Source organism: Modestobacter marinus (assembly GCF_019799945.1).
GTDB classification, from domain to species: Bacteria; Actinomycetota; Actinomycetes; order Mycobacteriales; family Geodermatophilaceae; genus Modestobacter; species Modestobacter marinus_B.
Window position 1 is genome coordinate 36,813 of sequence record NZ_JABGCH010000009.1, and the last position, 15,922, is coordinate 52,734.

General features: G+C 76.3%; 15 protein-coding genes. 11 read left to right on the plus strand and 4 right to left on the minus strand.

Translation table 11 applies throughout. The features are described from left to right. Positions 1-67 precede the first annotated feature (67 nt). Both HK417_RS10350 and HK417_RS10355 read left to right on the plus strand, forming a co-directional pair. Positions 68-643, plus strand: a complete 576-nt coding sequence (locus HK417_RS10350) for an LppU/SCO3897 family protein (protein ID WP_222266075.1) — start codon at positions 68-70, stop codon at positions 641-643. Between the two features lie 106 nt (positions 644-749). After that, positions 750-1,967, plus strand: coding sequence for an acetyl-CoA C-acetyltransferase (locus tag HK417_RS10355; RefSeq protein WP_222266077.1), 1,218 nt, complete (start codon positions 750-752; stop codon positions 1,965-1,967). A gap of 37 nt (positions 1,968-2,004) precedes the next feature. Here the strand turns inward: HK417_RS10355 and HK417_RS10360 are convergent, their stop codons facing one another. Continuing rightward, positions 2,005-3,012: a LacI family DNA-binding transcriptional regulator gene (locus HK417_RS10360; RefSeq protein ID WP_222266079.1), complete on the minus strand. Its 1,008-nt coding sequence runs from the start codon at positions 3,010-3,012 to the stop codon at positions 2,005-2,007. A gap of 149 nt (positions 3,013-3,161) precedes the next feature. On the opposite strand from HK417_RS10360, the gene HK417_RS10365 reads away from it, so the two are divergent. The 5 genes from HK417_RS10365 (at position 3,162) to HK417_RS10385 (ending at position 9,349) form a co-directional block, all read left to right on the plus strand. Next, entirely contained in the window at positions 3,162-6,608 is a 3,447-nt protein-coding gene (locus HK417_RS10365; RefSeq protein WP_308123496.1) for a TM0106 family RecB-like putative nuclease, read from the plus strand. 480 nt (positions 6,609-7,088) lie between these two features. Beyond that, entirely contained in the window at positions 7,089-8,078 is a 990-nt protein-coding gene (locus HK417_RS10370; protein ID WP_222266081.1) for a siderophore-interacting protein, read from the plus strand. Between the two features lie 30 nt (positions 8,079-8,108). After that, positions 8,109-8,255, plus strand: a complete 147-nt coding sequence (locus tag HK417_RS10375; protein ID WP_222266083.1) for a hypothetical protein — start codon at positions 8,109-8,111, stop codon at positions 8,253-8,255. Between the two features lie 19 nt (positions 8,256-8,274). After that, complete coding sequence (locus tag HK417_RS10380; protein WP_222266085.1) at positions 8,275-8,676, plus strand: hypothetical protein; 402 nt, start codon at positions 8,275-8,277, stop codon at positions 8,674-8,676. A gap of 55 nt (positions 8,677-8,731) precedes the next feature. Further along, on the plus strand, positions 8,732-9,349 hold the full coding sequence (locus tag HK417_RS10385; protein WP_222266087.1) for a TIGR03086 family metal-binding protein: 618 nt from the start codon (positions 8,732-8,734) through the stop codon (positions 9,347-9,349). On the opposite strand, the gene HK417_RS10390 is transcribed toward HK417_RS10385, so the two are convergent. Continuing rightward, positions 9,303-10,292: a hypothetical protein gene (locus HK417_RS10390; protein WP_222266088.1), complete on the minus strand. Its 990-nt coding sequence runs from the start codon at positions 10,290-10,292 to the stop codon at positions 9,303-9,305. The two genes, HK417_RS10385 and HK417_RS10390, sit on opposite strands and share 47 nt — an antisense overlap. A gap of 240 nt (positions 10,293-10,532) precedes the next feature. Between HK417_RS10390 and HK417_RS10395 the strand changes: the two genes are divergently transcribed. Genes HK417_RS10395 through eutC form a run of 3 tightly spaced genes read left to right on the plus strand, consistent with a single transcriptional unit; the run spans position 10,533 to position 14,169 of the window. Next, positions 10,533-11,924, plus strand: coding sequence for an MFS transporter (locus HK417_RS10395; RefSeq protein ID WP_261326325.1), 1,392 nt, complete (start codon positions 10,533-10,535; stop codon positions 11,922-11,924). Positions 11,925-11,983: 59 nt separating this feature from the next. Next, positions 11,984-13,396, plus strand: a complete 1,413-nt coding sequence (locus tag HK417_RS10400) for an ethanolamine ammonia-lyase subunit EutB (RefSeq protein ID WP_222266090.1) — start codon at positions 11,984-11,986, stop codon at positions 13,394-13,396. Further along, positions 13,393-14,169 carry an ethanolamine ammonia-lyase subunit EutC gene (gene eutC, locus HK417_RS10405; RefSeq protein WP_222266092.1) on the plus strand — a complete coding sequence of 259 codons (777 nt, stop codon included), beginning with the start codon at positions 13,393-13,395 and terminating at the stop codon, positions 14,167-14,169. Before HK417_RS10400 ends, eutC begins: the two co-directional genes overlap by 4 nt. A gap of 13 nt (positions 14,170-14,182) precedes the next feature. Here the strand turns inward: eutC and HK417_RS10410 are convergent, their stop codons facing one another. Further along, complete coding sequence (locus tag HK417_RS10410; RefSeq protein ID WP_222266094.1) at positions 14,183-14,482, minus strand: hypothetical protein; 300 nt, start codon at positions 14,480-14,482, stop codon at positions 14,183-14,185. Positions 14,483-14,501: 19 nt separating this feature from the next. Between HK417_RS10410 and HK417_RS10415 the strand changes: the two genes are divergently transcribed. Then, entirely contained in the window at positions 14,502-15,164 is a 663-nt protein-coding gene (locus HK417_RS10415) for a hypothetical protein (RefSeq protein ID WP_308123497.1), read from the plus strand. Between the two features lie 9 nt (positions 15,165-15,173). Here the strand turns inward: HK417_RS10415 and HK417_RS10420 are convergent, their stop codons facing one another. Next, the gene (locus HK417_RS10420; protein ID WP_261326326.1) at positions 15,174-15,917 is read right to left on the minus strand and encodes a GAF domain-containing protein; all 744 of its coding nucleotides are present in this window, start codon (positions 15,915-15,917) and stop codon (positions 15,174-15,176) included. Positions 15,918-15,922: the final 5 nt, after the last annotated feature.

Genomic DNA, 15,922 nt, shown 5'->3' on the forward strand with positions numbered 1-15,922 from the left:
CTCCCCCGATCGGGTCGGGACGGGGCGGACGCCGGGCCCGGATGGGCGAGGATCACAGCGTCCGCACGTGGAGCACCAGGAGATCGATGTGAGCACCCCCGGCGGCCCGCAGCCGCCCGAGCAGGACCCCGACCAGCCCGGTCAGCCGCGGGGCTGGGGACAGCAGCCGCCGCCGGGCCGGGGGCAGCAACCGCCGCCGGGCCAGCCGTGGGGTCCGCCGCCGGGCCGGGGGCAGCAGCCGCCGCCGGGCCAGCCGTGGGGTCCGCCGCCGGGCTCCGGCGCGCAGGCCTTCGGGCAGTTGGACCCGCAGAAGAAGCGCCCGCGCCGGTGGCTCACCCTGCTGGGACCGGTGCTGGTCGTGCTGGTCGTCCTCCTGTCCCTGGTCCAGTTCCTGGGCGGCGGTGACCCGGAGACCGGTGACTGCATCCAGCAGTCGGGCGACTCGGACTTCGAGACCGTCGACTGCGGGTCCGACGAGGCGGAGTACCGGATCGTCGGCACCGACGCCGACATGACCGGCATCACCTTCGACCTGACCGACCCCGGCGAGCTGTGCCTCGACTTCCCCGAGGCGACCGCGGTGTTCTGGTACGGCTCCAGCAGCGAGTCCGACGGCACGGTCTACTGCGCCGTCGACGACTGACGGCACAAGGCCCTCCCGGTCCGCCGGGCGAGGGGCGTCGTCGTCGCTTCCGGCCAGTGGAGGACGGAGCAGCGCTCCCGGCGGGGGTAGCTGGCACAGTGGGCACATGGACGACGTCGTCATCTGTTCCCCGGTCCGCACCCCCGTCGGCCGCATGGGTGGGGTCTTCGCCGGTCTATCGGCCAACCGGCTCGCCGCCGCCGCGCTGCGCGGACTCGCCGAGCGCGCCGGCCTCGGGGAGGGCGAGGTCGATGACGTCGTCCTCGGGCACTGCAACCCCAGCGGCGAGAACCCCGCCATCGGCCGGATCGCCGCGCTCGACGCAGGGCTGGGCACCGAGGTGCCCGGGTTGCAGATCGACCGGCGCTGCGGCTCCGGCCTGCAGGCGATCGTCTACGCCGCCATGCAGGTGGCCGCCGGGGCCGAAAAGGTCGTGATCGCCGGCGGTGTCGAGTCGATGAGCAGCGTCGAGCACTACGCCCTGGGGCTGCGCACCGGCGTCAAGGGCGACGGGGTGATGCTGCACGACCGGCTGGCCCGCGCCCGCGAGACGGCCGGCGGGATCGACCATCCGGTGCCCGGCGGGATGCTGGAGACCGCGGAGAACGTGCGCCGCGAGCACGGCATCGACCGGCTGGCGCAGGACGCCTGGGCGCTGCGCTCGCAGCAGGCCGCCGGGGCGGCGATCCGCGAGGGCCGGTTCAAGGACGAGATCATCGGGGTCGAGGTCCCGGCCACCCGCAGGACGCCGGCGCGCGTCGTCCTCGAGGACGAGCACCCGCGGCCGGACACCACCATGGAGGACCTGGCCAAGCTCCGCCCGGTCATGGGCCGGGTCGACCCGGAGGCCACGGTGACCGCCGGCAACGCCTCGGGGCAGAACGACGGTGCCGCCGCGTGCCTGGTCACCACCCGGGCCGAGGCCGACCGGCGCGGCTGGGAGCCGTTCGTCCGGCTGGTCGGCTGGTCGGTGGCCGGCGTGCCGCCGGAGACCATGGGCATCGGCCCGGTGCCGGCCACCACGGCGGTGCTCGCGCGCACCGGGCTGACCCTTGCCGACATGGACCTCATCGAGCTCAACGAGGCCTTCGCCAGCCAGGTCCTCGCCTGCCTGGACGGGCTGGGCCTGGGCGCCGACGACCGGGAGCGGGTCAACGTGAACGGCTCCGGGATCTCCCTCGGCCACCCGGTGGGCGCCACCGGCGCGCGGATCCTCGCCACCCTCGCGCACGAGATGCGGCGCCGCGAGGTCCGGTACGGGCTGGAGACGATGTGCATCGGCGGCGGCCAGGGGCTGGCCGCGGTGTTCGAGCGGGTCGGCTGACCGGCGGGACGGCGGCCCCCGCGGCCGCCGTCCCCGATCAGCGCGGCGGTGCCGTCGACGCGCGCTCGACCAGCACCGGGGCCACGAGCTCGGCACCGGAGGCCGGGACCCGACCCTCCAGCTGGTCGAGCAGGACGGCCGCCGCGCGCTGGGCCAGGAGCTCGGCGCGGTTGTCGACGATGGTCAGCGACGTAGCCCCCCACCAGCCGAAGAACGGCTCGTCCTCGGTGCAGACCACCGACAGCTGGTCGGGGACCCGGATGCGGTTGCCGCTGACCACCGGCAGCGCCCCGAAGGACGCCGCGTGGTTGCTCACCAGCAGGGCGGTCGGGCGCTCGTCCACGGCCAGCACGGCCTCCACCGCCCGCCGGCCGAACTCGGCGGTGAAGGGGCCGCGGTGCACCAGCTCGTCACGGACCGGTACCCCGGCCGCCCGCATCGCGCCGACGAACCCCTCGTGGTGCAGGTGGCCGGAGGTCACCTCGGGAGGCCCCTCGATGGCGGCGATCCGGGTGTGCCCGAGCCCCAGGAGGTGCTCGGCGGCCAACCGGCCGGCGGACTCGTAGTCGGCCATGACCGAGGGCGCCAGCGAGCCGGGCACCCGGCGGTTCATCGTCACGACCGCCCGGCCGTCCCGGACCAGGGCGTTGACCAGCTCGGCGTTGGCTCCGGAGCCGGCGACGACGACGCCGTCGAACCGGTGGGCGGCGGCGGTCTCCAGGAACTGCGCCTCCCGGACGGGATCGCCGCCGGTGGTGCAGACCAGCACCTGGTGGTCCTGCGCGGCGGCCCAGGCCTGCAGGATCTCGGCGATGGTGTGGAAGGTGGCGGTGCGCAGGTTGTTGACCACCAGCCCGAGCAGCCCGGTCCGCCGGGTGCGCAGCGCGCTGGCCATCCGGTTGGGCTGGTAGTTCATCGCCGCGGCGGCCGCTGCCACCCGGGCCCGGGTGCTGGGCAGGACGGCGGGGTGGCCGGACAGCGCGCGGCTGGCGGTGCTGGTGCTCACACCCGCGACCGCCGCCACCGAGGAGAGCGTCGCAGGCATGCCCTCCTTCATACCGGACCGATGGTGCCTCGCAATCGTCACCCTCCGTGCACGCGCTCTCTCGCTGTGTGCATCGGGGCGTCTTGTCGTAGCCCGGCCGTACGGTCGCCTGAAGTTCCTCCGCCAGGAGGAGAGGACGGGGGTGCGGCGTGTACGTGCTGGGCGAGGGAACGGCCGCCGGGGACCTCGTGGTCAGTGCCAGCGACCTCACCGGCTTCCTGGAGTGCGAGCACCTGACCCGGCTGTCGATGGAGGTGGCCCGCGGCCTCCGGGACCGGCCGCCGGCCGCCGACCCGATGACCGAGCTGGTCGCCACCCACGGCATCGCCCACGAGGAGCGGCACGTCCAGCGGCTGCGCGACCGCGGGTTGACCGTGGTCGCGATCGATCCACCGGACGGCAAGGGCGCCGTTCCGCTCCGCCGGGCGCAGGACGCCACGCTCGCGGCCATGCGGACCGGGGCGGACGTCGTCTACCAGGCCACCTTCTTCGACGGCACGTGGCGCGGCCACGCCGACTTCCTCCTCAAGCGCACCGACCGGTCCAGCGCGCTCGGCCCCTGGGCCTACGACGTCGCCGACACCAAGCTCGCCCGCCGGATCAAGGTGCCGGCCCTGCTGCAGATGGCCCTCTACGGCGACCTGCTCGCCCGGCTGCAGGGCGTTCCGCCCGACCTGCTGATGGTGGTCACCGGCAACCAGCAGGAGCTCGTCTTCCGCTACTCCGACGCCGAGGCGTACGCCCGGACCGCGCGTGAGCGGTTCCTCGCCCGGCTCGCCGACGAGGCGCTCGGCCCGCCGTACCCCAACGCCCACTGCGGGGTGTGCCCCTGGCGGGCCACCTGCACCGACCGCTGGCGCAGCGAGGACTCCTTGTCGCTGGTCGCCTTCATGCGGCGGGACCACGCCGCCGCGCTCGCCGGGTCCGGCATCGGCACGCTTGCGGCGCTGGCCACCCGGCGTCCCGACGAGCTGCCCGCCCGGATCGGCTGGACGGCACGCGAGCGGCTCACCCAGCAGGCTCGCCTCCAGCTCGCCGAGCGAGCCTCCGGGCGGCCGTCCTACGAGTTCCTCCCGCGCGAGCCCGGCCGGGGCTTCGAGCTGCTGCCCCCGCCCAGCGCCGGTGACCTCTTCTTCGACATCGAGGGCGATCCGTTCGCCGGCGACGACGGCCTGGAGTACCTGTGGGGTCTGCTCGACACCGCCGGCCGGTTCACCGCCCACTGGGGCTGCGACCCGGCCGCCGACGACCAGTCCGCCGCCGAGCGGACGGCGTTCGAGGCGCTGGTCGACCACCTCACCGCGGCCTACGACGCGGACCCGACCATGCACGTCTACCACTACGCGCCGTACGAGCCGACCCGGCTGAAGACGCTGTCGGCCCGGCTGCGCACGCGGGAGGCGGAGGTGGACCGGCTGCTGCGGGGCGACGTGCTGGTCGACCTCTACGCCGTGGTGCGGCAGGGGCTGCGGCTGAGCAAGGACTCCTACTCCCTCAAGCAGGTCGAGGACTACTACCGCGGCCACATCCGCGCGCACGGCGAGCAGGTGTCCGACGCGGGGGAGAGCATCCTCGCGTTCGAGCGGTGGCTGGTCACCCGCGACCAGGGCCTGCTCGCGGAGATCGAGGCCTACAACCGGGACGACTGCGTCTCCACCCTGCAGCTGCGCGACTGGCTCGAGGAGCGGCGCGCCGAGTTGCTGCGCTCGGGTGCCGCGCTGCGCCGCCCCGAGGACGGCGACCCGGACGGCTCGGCGGAGAACGCCGCGGCCCAGGGGCTGCGCGAGGTGCTGGAGCGGCGGCTGGTCGACGGGCTGCCGGAGACCGGCCGCAGCCCCGAGCAGGAGGCCACCTGGATGCTCGCCCAGCAGCTGGGCTGGCACGCGCGGGAGGCCCGGGCAGCCTGGTGGGAGTACTTCCGGCTGCGTGACCTGCCCGCCGAGGAGCTGGAGCGGGAGACCGCGGCGCTGGGGCCGCTGGAGGGTGGCGAGCTGGTCGGTGCCGAGCGGCGGTCGCAGCACTGGCGGTACTTGTTCCCGCCGCAGGAGACCAAGGTGTCCGCGGGCGGCCGGTTCGAGCACCTGCTGCCCGCCGCGGACGGCCGGCGGGTCTCCAGCACCGTGGTGGAGATCGACCCGACGGCCGGCTGGGTGGTGCTCAGCCGCAGCGCCTCGACCGGCACCGACCACCCCACCGGGCTGCTGCCCTCGTCGCCGCCGAGTGACGCGGTGTTCCGCGGCGCGCTCACCGAGCTCGGCGAGCAGGTGGCGCTGAGCGGGATCGACGCCGCCGGGCCTCGCCGCGCGGCCCGGGACCTGCTGCTCCGCCGCGCGCCCCGGCTGCTGCCCGGTGTTCCGCTGCGGAAGTCGGGCGAGGAGTCGGCTGCCGCGGCCCGCCGGCTGGCCGGCGCGCTCACCGGCGGGCTGCTCGCCGTGCAGGGACCGCCCGGGGCGGGGAAGACGTACACCGGCGCCCGGGCGGTGGTGGACCTGCTGCGGACCGGCCGGCGGGTCGGGCTCACCGCGTCCAGCCACAAGGTGATCGGCAACCTGCTCGACGCGGTGATGGCCGCCGCGCGGGAGGCGGGCGTGCCGGTGCGGGCGCTGCAGAAGGCCGACGACCTGCAGCGCTGCGCCGACGCCGACGTCCAGTGCGTCTCCTCCAACGCGCAGGTGCTCGACGCGCTCGACGCCGGCGACGTCGACCTGCTCGCCGGCACCGGGTGGCTGTTCGCCCGTGCGGACCTCGCCGGACGGCTCGACGTGCTGGTGGTCGACGAGGCCGGCCAGCTGTCGCTGGCCAACGCCCTGGCGGTCAGCCGCGCCGCGGCGAACCTGGTGCTGCTCGGCGACCCGCAGCAGCTTCGCCAGCCGGGGCGGGGCATCCACCCGCCGGGTGCCGACGTCTCGGCGCTGCAGCACGTGCTCGGCGACGACGAGGTGCTGCCCGCCGACCGCGGGGTGTTCCTCGACCGCTCCTGGCGGATGGCGCCGCAGCTGTGCCGGGTGGTCAGCGACCTGTCCTACGGCGGCCAGCTGCGGCCGGCACCGGGAGCCGAGGACAACGCGCTCGACGTGCCGGACCGGTGGGCGGCGCCGGCCGGGATCGGCTGGGTCCCGGTCGTGCACGAGGGCAACGGGTCGGTGTCGCCGGAGGAGGCAGCGGTCGTGGCCGAGTTGGTCGGGGACCTCATGGGCCGCCGCTGGCGGGCCGGCGGGGCGGACCGCGTGGTGGGGCAGGCCGACGTGCTGGTGGTGACGCCCTACAACGCCCAGGTCAACCAGGTGCGCACCACGCTGGCGGCCGCGGGCCTCGGCGGGGTCGAGGTCGGCACGGTCGACAAGTTCCAGGGCCGGGAGGCGGCGGTCGCGGTGTTCTCCCTGGCGGCCTCGAGCGGCGCGCACGTGCCCCGGCGGCTGGACTTCCTGCTCGACCGGCACCGGCTCAACGTCGCGCTGTCCCGCGCCAAGACGGTGGCCTACGTGGTCGGCAGCCCGGCACTGCTCACCTCACCGGTGCTCACCCCCGAGCAGCTGCGACTGGTCAACGGGCTGTGCCGGCTGGTAGAGACCGCCGCCGCGCCGGTCCCGGCCTGAGCCGCAGCGCCGACGCGGGTGGCCGACGGTGCCGGTGGCGGGGTCGACCTGCGGGTCTCACCTGTCCCGAGCTCGGATGTCGTCCGCGCGCGCTTCCGCCGGCAGGGTCGCCGGGACACCGCACCGGAGCTCGCGGTGCGCCGGCGGCTGATGAAGGACCCCGCTGCCCCCCACCGCTCGCACGCTCGCGGCGGGCCCCTGCAGAGGAGCCGAGGGCAGGGCGGCTCCGGCGTCCGTGGCCCGCGACCGGCGCACGGACGCGGTGTTCACCGGCCTGGCTGGCGGGTGCTGCGGTTCTGGGAGCACGAGGACCCCGACGCCCTGGCCGACACCATCGTCGCGGCGCTCGTCGCGACGCCGTCGGAAGGGCCAGCGGTGGCGGCCGATCCGGTTCGGGCGTTTCCTCGGACAGTTGGTTAGGCTAGCCTCACAAACGTCCGGTGCCGCCAGGGCCGGTCTGCCGACGGCGGGAGACGCTCGATGACCACGGCGCTGACGCGGACCACCGGTGCACGGAACATCGTCGCCGACCTCGAGCCCGCGCCGCTCCGGGTCGCCCAGCCCCCGGTCGACGCCCCCGACTACCGGTTCTTCCCGGTCACCGTCCTGGGTGTGCAGCGACTGAGCCCCAGCTTCCTGCGGCTGACGTTCGCCGGTCCCGCGCTCCGCGGCTTCGGCGTCGGCGGTGCCGACCAGCGGATCAAGCTGGTGTTCTCCCGCGACGGTGACCCGGTCGAGGACCTGCTGACCAACGGCCCCGGCTGGTACCAGGACTACTGCGCACTGCCCGAGGAGCGCCGGCCCTACCTGCGCACCTACACGGTCCGGGCCGCGCGGCCGGAGCTCGCGGAGATCGACGTCGACGTCGTCCTGCACGGCGTCGGCGACGGGCACGCCGGGCCGGCCGCCGACTGGGCCGCCACCGCCGGCCCGGGTGACCCGCTGGTGATCCTCGGCCCCGACCGGCCCGGCGCCGGCCGGGAGTGGGGCGTCGAGTGGCAGCCGCCGGTCGAGGGCACCCTCTTCCTCGCCGGTGACGAGACGGCCGTGCCCGCGATCAGCGCCATCGTCGAGGCCCTCCCGGCCGGTCGGCGCACCATCGCCGTCCTCGAGGTCCCGACCGCCGGCGACGTCCTCTCCCTGGACATCGCCCCCGGCGTCGAGGTCCGCTGGCTGGTCCGCGGCGACCGGGCCCGCGGAGAGGCCCTCGGCCCGGCCGTGCACGCGGCCCTGTGCGAGCTGGGTGTCGCCGCCCCCACCCCCGGCCAGGACCCCGAGGACGTCGACCTGGGGAGCGGCCTGCTCTGGGAGGTGCCCGAGGTGGGCGCCGACGGCTGCTACGCCTGGCTCGCCGGAGAGGCGGGGATGGTCAAGAAGCTGCGCCGCCGGCTGGTCCGCGACCTCGGCGTGCCGCGCACCTCGGTGGCCTTCATGGGCTACTGGCGACTGGGCGCGGCCGAAGGGAGCTGAGCGCGGCCCGCCGTGGCCTACGGTCGACCCGTGCTGCGGATCGTGCTCCTGCTGCTGGCCCTCTGGCTGGCCCTGGTCGTCGTCGGCTGGGTGGTGAAGGGCCTGTTCTGGCTCGCGGTGGTCGGGCTGCTCGTCATCGCCGGCACCGCCCTGGTGGGCTCCGCCCGCCGCCGCTGACCGCGCCCGTCCCGGCCGGATGACCACGGTCCTCGTGGACGTCGCCAACGTCGTCGGCTCCCGCCCCGACGGCTGGTGGCGCGACCGGGCCGGGGCCACCGGCCAGCTGCTCGACCGGCTGGCCGGTCTCGTCGGCACGGCGCCGGCCGGCCCGCACGGAGACCCCGTGCCGGTGGTCGCCCTGGTCGCCGTCGTGGAGGGCCGGGCCCGCGACGTGCCCGCACCCGACGGCGTGCGGGTGGTCCGCGCCGAGGGGAGCGGGGACGACACCCTCGCCGCCCTCGCCCGTGACCTGGCCGACGGCGCCGACGACCTGCTCGTGGTCACCGCCGACCGCGGCCTGCGTGACCGGCTGCCGGCGACCGCCCGGGTCACCGGCCCCGGCTGGCTCCTCGCCGCGGCCGACGACACTGGCCGCTGAGGGCCTGTCGGGGAAGTTCAAGACCACCGGCGGCGGGACCGGCAGGGTGGACCCCATGACCGAGACCTCCCTCCTGCCGCCCGCGGTGCGGGCCGCGGCGGAGCTCGCCGCGGGCGCGCTCACCGCCGTCCGGGCCGAGCAGCTGACCACGCCCACGCCGTGCGGTGACTTCGACGTCCGCGCGCTCGTCGACCACCTGGCGTGGGGGGCGCTGCTCTCCCAGCGGGCGGCCACCCGCCTGGCGCTCGAGCACGACTGGAGCAGCAACCGCCCGGCGCCCTTCCTCGACGGGCTTCCGCCCGACGAGTGGCCGGCGGCCATCGTGCCGGAGCTCGACGCCGCCGCCGACGCCTGGGCCGACCCCGCCGCCTGGGAGGGGGAGACCGTGATGGGCACCACGCCGATGCCCGCCGAGGTGGTCGGCCCGCTGATGCTGGCCGAGTTCGTGCTGCACGGCTGGGACCTCGCCCGCGCGGTCGGTGCTCCCTACGACGTGCCCGCGGAGGTGGGGGAAGCGACGCTCGCCGCCGTCCGCCCGGTCGCCCAGATGGGCCGGGACGGCGGCTGGTACGGACCCGAGGTCGCCGTGCCGGACGACGCTCCGGCGTTCGAGCGGGCGTTGGGCCTCAGCGGCCGCGACCCGGCGTGGCGCGCGGCCGATCCGGGATCCTGACCGTCCCCAGCCGGGTCGAGCGGCGCCGGCCGGGCAGGCAGGCCACCAGCGAGAGCGCGATGGCCACGCCGTCCTCGAGGAGCGCGGCCTCCCCGTCCGGCATCCGGTCGGCCGCCCACCGGCGCCAGCCGAGACCACCCCAGGTCCCGACCACGACACCGGCGAGCCCGGCCACCACCGGCAGCGCGGCGTTCGCTCCGGCGCGGCGCGCGAGCAGCCCGCCACCACAGGCGCCACCGGTCAGCCGGACCGGCAGCCCCGCCCCGGAGGTGCGCGGCGGGGCGTCCGGCTGCTTGTCGGCGACGAGCTCCGCGGTCAGCGAGGCCAGCGACCCCAGCTTCTTCAGCGCACCGGTGTCCTGGGCGGTGAGCGTCGGCGCGGCCACGCCCAGCGCGCTGCGGCTGCCGGCGGCCACGCCCAGCAGCAGCGACCGGCCGACCAGCCCGGCCCGCGCCTTGTGCCGGGGCAGCGCCCGCTCGGCCGGGGTGGGCAGCGACGAGATCACCGCCTGGACCGCGGCACCGTAGGCCAGGTGCGGCGCGGCGTCGCCGGCCCACTCGGCGGCGGTCCACCGCCGCGGGTCGCCCACGCTCAGCGCCGCGGCCGGCAGGTCGGCCGCCGCCATCGAGGCCGCGCCGGTGACCACCGCACCGACCGGCGCGGGGAACCGCACGCCGGCGCTGCGCGCCACGCTGGCGAGGAGCCCCACGCCGAGACCGCTCCCGATCCCGCTGAGCGCCCCCAGCCCGGTGCGCCGCGCCTCCCGGGTGTCCCCGCGTCCGGTGACCGGCCGGCCGGCGGCCTCGGCGAGCGCGTCGGCGGTCTCGGCCGGCAGCGTGCTCGGCGGGCGGCCGCGCCACGCCATGTCGAGGTACGTGGCGGCGGAGAGGGCAGTGGTCCCGGCGGCGCCCGCGATCAGGCCCCGGGCGAAGGTCCCGGTCATGCCCCGACCCTGGAGGCCCGCCGCGGGGTCGGCAACCGCAGTGGACGGGGCGCCCGGGTCGGGAATGTGACCCATGTGACGTTGACGTGGTCAGCCTCACGTGCCGCGTACACGTGTCTGACACGCATTGCTCACTTATGCCTGGCACCGTGGAGTCAGCGCCCGAGGTCGTGTGCTCACTGCCCCCTCCGGTCGCCGCATCCCGCCGGCGCCGCGCTTCTCCTCTCCTGAAGGTCTGCCATGTCCCGTCCTGTGTCCTCCCGTGCCCGCGACCCGATCGTCGCCCTGCTGCGCGTCGCGGTCGCCCGTGCGGTTCCTGCGTCCCTGCACCGGTTGCACCTGACCGTTGCCGTCCTCTTCGCCCTCGACGGCTTCCTCTTCGGCAGCTGGGCCGCCCGGGTGCCCGACGTCAGCGCCCAGACCGGCGCCGGCCACACGGCCCTCGGCATCGCCCTGCTGTGTCTGTCCCTCGGTGCGCTGGCTTGCATGCAGTTCACCGGCGCGCTCTGCGCCCGGCTGGGCACCGGGCTGACCTGCGCCCTGGCCGGCGCCGCCGCCGCGGCGACCGCCGTGCTGCCCGGCCTCGCCGGCTCGCTGCCCGCGCTGTGCGTGGCGCTGCTGTTCTTCGGTGCCGCGACCGGCGCGGTCAACGTCGCCGCCAACAGCCTGGGCGTCCAGGTCGAGGAGCGCGCCGGCCGGCCGCTGCTGTCCGGGCTGCACGCCGCGTTCAGTGGCGGCGGGCTGCTCGGTGCGCTGCTCGGCGGGCTGGCCTCGGCCGCCTTCGGCGTCGGGGCGCACCTCGGTGCGGTGGCCGTCCTCGGGCTGGCCGTGCTGGCCTGGGCCGCGCCCACCCTCATCGGGGCCGACGTCGACCCCGCCGCTGCGCAGCAGCGGCCGGAGGGCCCCGCGGCGCAGTCCGCCGGGCCCCGGCCGACCGCGGTGCTCGTCGTCCTCGGGGCCGTCGCCGGCGCCACCGCCTACGGCGAGGGCGCGCTCAGCGACTGGGGCGCCCTGCACCTGCGCGAGCACCTCGCGGCGACCCCCGCGCTCGCCGCGGCCGGCTACGCCGGCTTCTCCTCGGCGATGGCCGCCGGCCGGCTGGCCGGTGGCCGGCTGGTCGCCGCGCTCGGCGAGCGACGGCTGCTGGTCGGCGGCGCGCTGCTGGCCGCGGCCGGCGTCCTCGCGGCGGTGACGACGACGTCGCTGGCGGTCGCCCTCGCGGGCTTCGTGCTCGTCGGCCTCGGGCTGGCCAACGTCTTCCCGCTGGCGATCGCCCGGGCCGGCGCGCTCGGCGGGCCCTCCGGCGTCGCGCTGTCCACCACCGTCGGCTACACCGGCCTGCTCGGCGGGCCGCCGGCGATCGGTTTCCTGGCCGAGCACGCCGGGCTGCCCACCGCCCTGGGCACCGTGGCCCTGCTCGCCGTGGTCGCCGCCGTCCTGGCGCTCGGCATCGAGGGCCCGGCGCTGCGCCGACCGACGGTCCCCGGCTGGATCCAGCCGGTCGCCTTCGGGCTGCGTCCCGTCGGCGTGGCGCTGCGGCGCCCGGGCCAGGCGCTGCGGCCGGCCGTGGTCAAGGCGCGGGGCGTGGGCGGCAGCTACGTCCGGGACCTGCGGGTGCTGTCGGTCGACTGATAGTCCGCGAGCGTCCCACCCCGTTGACCCGGGGGCCCGCCTCCCGGTGAGGTGGGCGGGTGACGATCCGTCGGACGACGCTGGGCGGCTCCACCTACGAGTTCCCGTCGCTGGCCGACCTCCTGGCCAGGGCGACCCCGGCGCGGTCCGGGGACGTCCTGGCCGGGATCGCGGCGGAGTCGCAGGCGCAGCGGGTCGCCGCCCAGCACGTGCTCGCCGACGTCCCGCTGACGACCTTCCTCGACGAGCAGGTGGTCGGCTACGACGAGGACGACGTCACCCGGCTCCTCCTCGACACGCACGACCCGGCCGCCTTCGCCCCGGTCGCCGCACTGACCGTGGGCGGGTTCCGGGACTGGCTGCTGGACCGGGCGGCCGCCCGGGACGAGGCCGCGATCAGCGGGCTGGCCCGGGGGCTCACCCCCGAGATGGTCGCCGCCGTGAGCAAGCTGATGCGCAACGCCGACCTGGTCGCGGTGGCCCGCCGGACCCGGGTGGTCACCGGCTTCCGCGGCACGCTGGGCCTCCCCGGGCGGCTCGCCTCGCGGCTGCAGCCCAACCACCCGACCGACGACCCGGTCGGCGTGACGGCGTCGATACTCGACGGGCTGCTGCACGGCAGCGGTGACGCCGTCATCGGCATCAACCCGGCCACCGACTCCCCGGCGCAGATCGTCGCGCTGCTCCAGCTGGTCGACGCGGTGATCAGCCGCTACGAGATCCCGACGCAGTCCTGCGTGCTCGCGCACGTCACCACCACGGTGCGGGCGCTGGAGCAGGGCGCGCCGGTCGACCTGGTGTTCCAGTCGGTGTCGGGGACCGAGGCCGGCAACCGCGGGTTCGGGGTGACCCTCGACCTGCTCGCCGAGGCGCGGGCGGCGGCGCTCGAGCTCGGCCGGGGCACGGTGGGCCGCAACGTCACCTACTTCGAGACCGGGCAGGGGTCGGCCCTGTCGGCCGACGCGCACCGCGGGGTCGGGGGCCGGCCGGTCGACCAGCAGACCCTGGAGTGCCGGGCCTACGGGGTGGCCCGGCACTTCGAGCCGCTGCTGGTGAACACCGTCGTCGGCTTCATCGGCCCGGAGTACCTCTACGACGGCAAGCAAGTCGTCCGGGCCGGGCTGGAGGACCACTTCTGCGGCAAGCTGCTCGGCCTGCCGATGGGTGTGGACGTCTGCTACACGAACCACACCGACGTCGACGGCGACGACACCGACGCGCTGATGCTCCTGCTGGGTGCGGCCGGGTGCTCGTTCCTCATCGCCGTCCCCGGCTCGGACGACGTGATGCTGCACTACCAGTCGCTGTCCTTCCAGGACGTGCTCACCGCACGCTCGGTGCTCGGACTGCGCCCGACGCCGGAGTTCGAGGCGTGGCTGGCCCGGATGGACCTGCTGGACGACGCCGGCCGGGTGCGCGAGCTGACCCCGGAGGCACCCGCGGTCCAGGCCCTGCTGGCGGCGGCCCGATGACCACCCCCGAGGGGGCAGAAGTGGCCACTTCTGCCCCCTCGAGGGACCCCTGGGCGGTGCTGCGGCAGGCCACCCGCGCCCGGGTGGCGCTCGGCCGGGCCGGCGACGGGCTGCCGACCGCGCGGGAGCTGGAGTTCCGCGCCGCCCACGCAGTGGCCCGGGACGCGGTGCACACCGCCCTGGACACCGGCCGGGTGCGGGCCGCGCTGGCCGCCGCCGGCGTCGGGCTGGACGTGCTGGAAGTGCACAGCGCCGCCCCGGACCGGGCCACCTACCTGCAGCGCCCGGACCTCGGCCGGCGCCCGGCCGAGGGCACGACGCTGCCCTGCGGCTCGTACGACCTGGCGGTGGTCGTGGCGGACGGGCTGTCGCCGCGGGCGGTGCACGAGCACGCCGCCGGCACCGTCGCTGCGGTGCTCGAGCGGCTGCCGGGCTGGGAGGTCGCGCCGCTGGTCGTCGCCTCCCAGGCGCGGGTGGCGCTCGGCGACCCGGTGGGGGAGGCGCTGGGTGCCCGGATCGTCGTCGTGCTGGTGGGGGAGCGGCCGGGGCTGAGCTCGGCGGACAGCCTCGGGCTCTACCTGACGTGGGGTCCCCGCCCCGGGCGGGTCGACGCCGAGCGCAACTGCATCTCCAACGTCCGCCCGCCGCACGGGCTGGACTACGCGCAGGCCGCCGACACCCTGGTCGCGCTGCTCCAGGCGTCCCGGCAGCTCGGCGCGTCCGGCGTCGTCCTCAAGGACGAGGGGGTCACCCTCCCGCCCGGTGCCGGCTGACCCGGCCGACGGGTCAGCGCTCCCGGCGCTCGCCGACCGGCACGGGCAGCCGGCGCAGCGCCGGCATCCGCATGGCGCGGCTCAGCGCCTGCTCCAGCGGGTGTCGGCGCGGCGGCTCCACGTCCGGTGGCCAGTCCGGGGCGAGGTCTGGATCGGGACTGAGCTGGGTGGCCGACTCGGCGCGCAGGCGCAGCCGCGCGCGCACGTCCTCGGCGCTGTAGGACCGGCGGTGCCTCTGGTGACGGAGGAGGACGGCACCGGTGGTGGCCACGCCGGTCAGACCGGCGATCCCGAGCAGCTTCCAGACCCACATGAGGACGTACGGTAGTGGTGTGGCTCACACTCGTGCTCCTTCTCGTGCACTGTCGCTGCACGACGCCGTGCAGTTGACCCGCACCGGGGACGTCTGGCTGTTCCGCCGCGCGTCCCCCGCCGATGGGGCCGCCCAGTCGGGCGCCGGTGTCCCGGTCGACCACGTCGGCATGGCCGTGGTCATCGAGGACCTCCCGCCGCTGATCTGGCACGCGGAGCTCGGGCACTCGCTGGCCGACGCCTGGACCGGCCGGCACCAGCGCGGGGTGCAGTTGCACGACCTCTCCGACGCGGTGTGCGTCTGGAAGAAGCGCTACGGGCAGCAGGCCTGGCTACGCCGGCTGAGCGGCCCGGCCGGCGACGGTGGGGTGACCCGGGAGATGGAGGACGCCGTCCTCCGCTCGGTCGCCCGGCTGGACGGCAAGCCGTTCCCCACCACCCGCGGCCTGCCCGAGGGCTGGCTCGGCGGCAAGCTGCGGTGGCGGCAGAGCAACGACACCATCTTCTGCGCCGAGCTGGTCGCCGCCACCTACCGGGCGATGGGCCTGCTGCCGGGCGGCCGGCCGCTCCGGGCCCACGACCCGGGCCGCTTCTGGGCGGCCGAGCAGGTCCCGCTGAAGGACGCCCGGCTGGGCGACGAGATCCGGGTCGACGTCCCGGTGGAGGGCGACCCCTGCGACTGAGCCGCCGGATCAGGGGTGGGGGAGGTCGGCCGAGGTCAGCCGGCCGGTGAGCACGTCGAGGGCGACGTCGTCCACCGACCGTCCGGTCGCCCCCGCCTCGGCCCGCAGCGCCTGCAGGGCGACCTGGGTGTGGACGTCGAGCGCCATGCTGACCTCGCCGACGGCCTGCCACACCGCGCTGCGCCGGACCGCGGCCGGGCTGTGCAGCCAGTCCGGGCCCTGCGACTCGTTCCAGGTCGTCCAGATCACCGCGTCGCTCAGCGCCGAGGTCATCAGCTCGCCGACGGCGATCGCGTCGAACACGTCCAGCCGCGGCACCGCGGTCGGGTCGGTGAAGTAGAGGTCCAGCGCGCACCGGCCGGCCAGCGCCGACTGCAGCGGCAGGGCGACGGCGCCGCGGTAGGGGGTCTCCGTGAGCAGCCGCCCGGCGAAGGCCGGCCAGCGGCGGCGGAGGTCGTCCTCCATCACGAACACCGGCTGCCCCTCGGCGTGGGCCTGCATGCAGGGGCCCTCGTCGGTGGTGAACTGCAGCCGCTCGGCCAGCGCCGCGACCTCCGAGCTCGCGCCCAGTGGGATGCGACCGTCCCGCCGGGTGCGCAGGCTGATCCCCGCGCCGTCGGCCGGCAGCACCCGCACCGCCGCGCGGCTCAGCCGCTCCGGCAGCAGGTGCATGGCGTCCCCGTCGCCGTCCTCCGCGGCAGCGGCGGCGACGGCAGCGGTGAACCGCGCGGCCAGGGTCACGTCGTCGGCCATGGCCC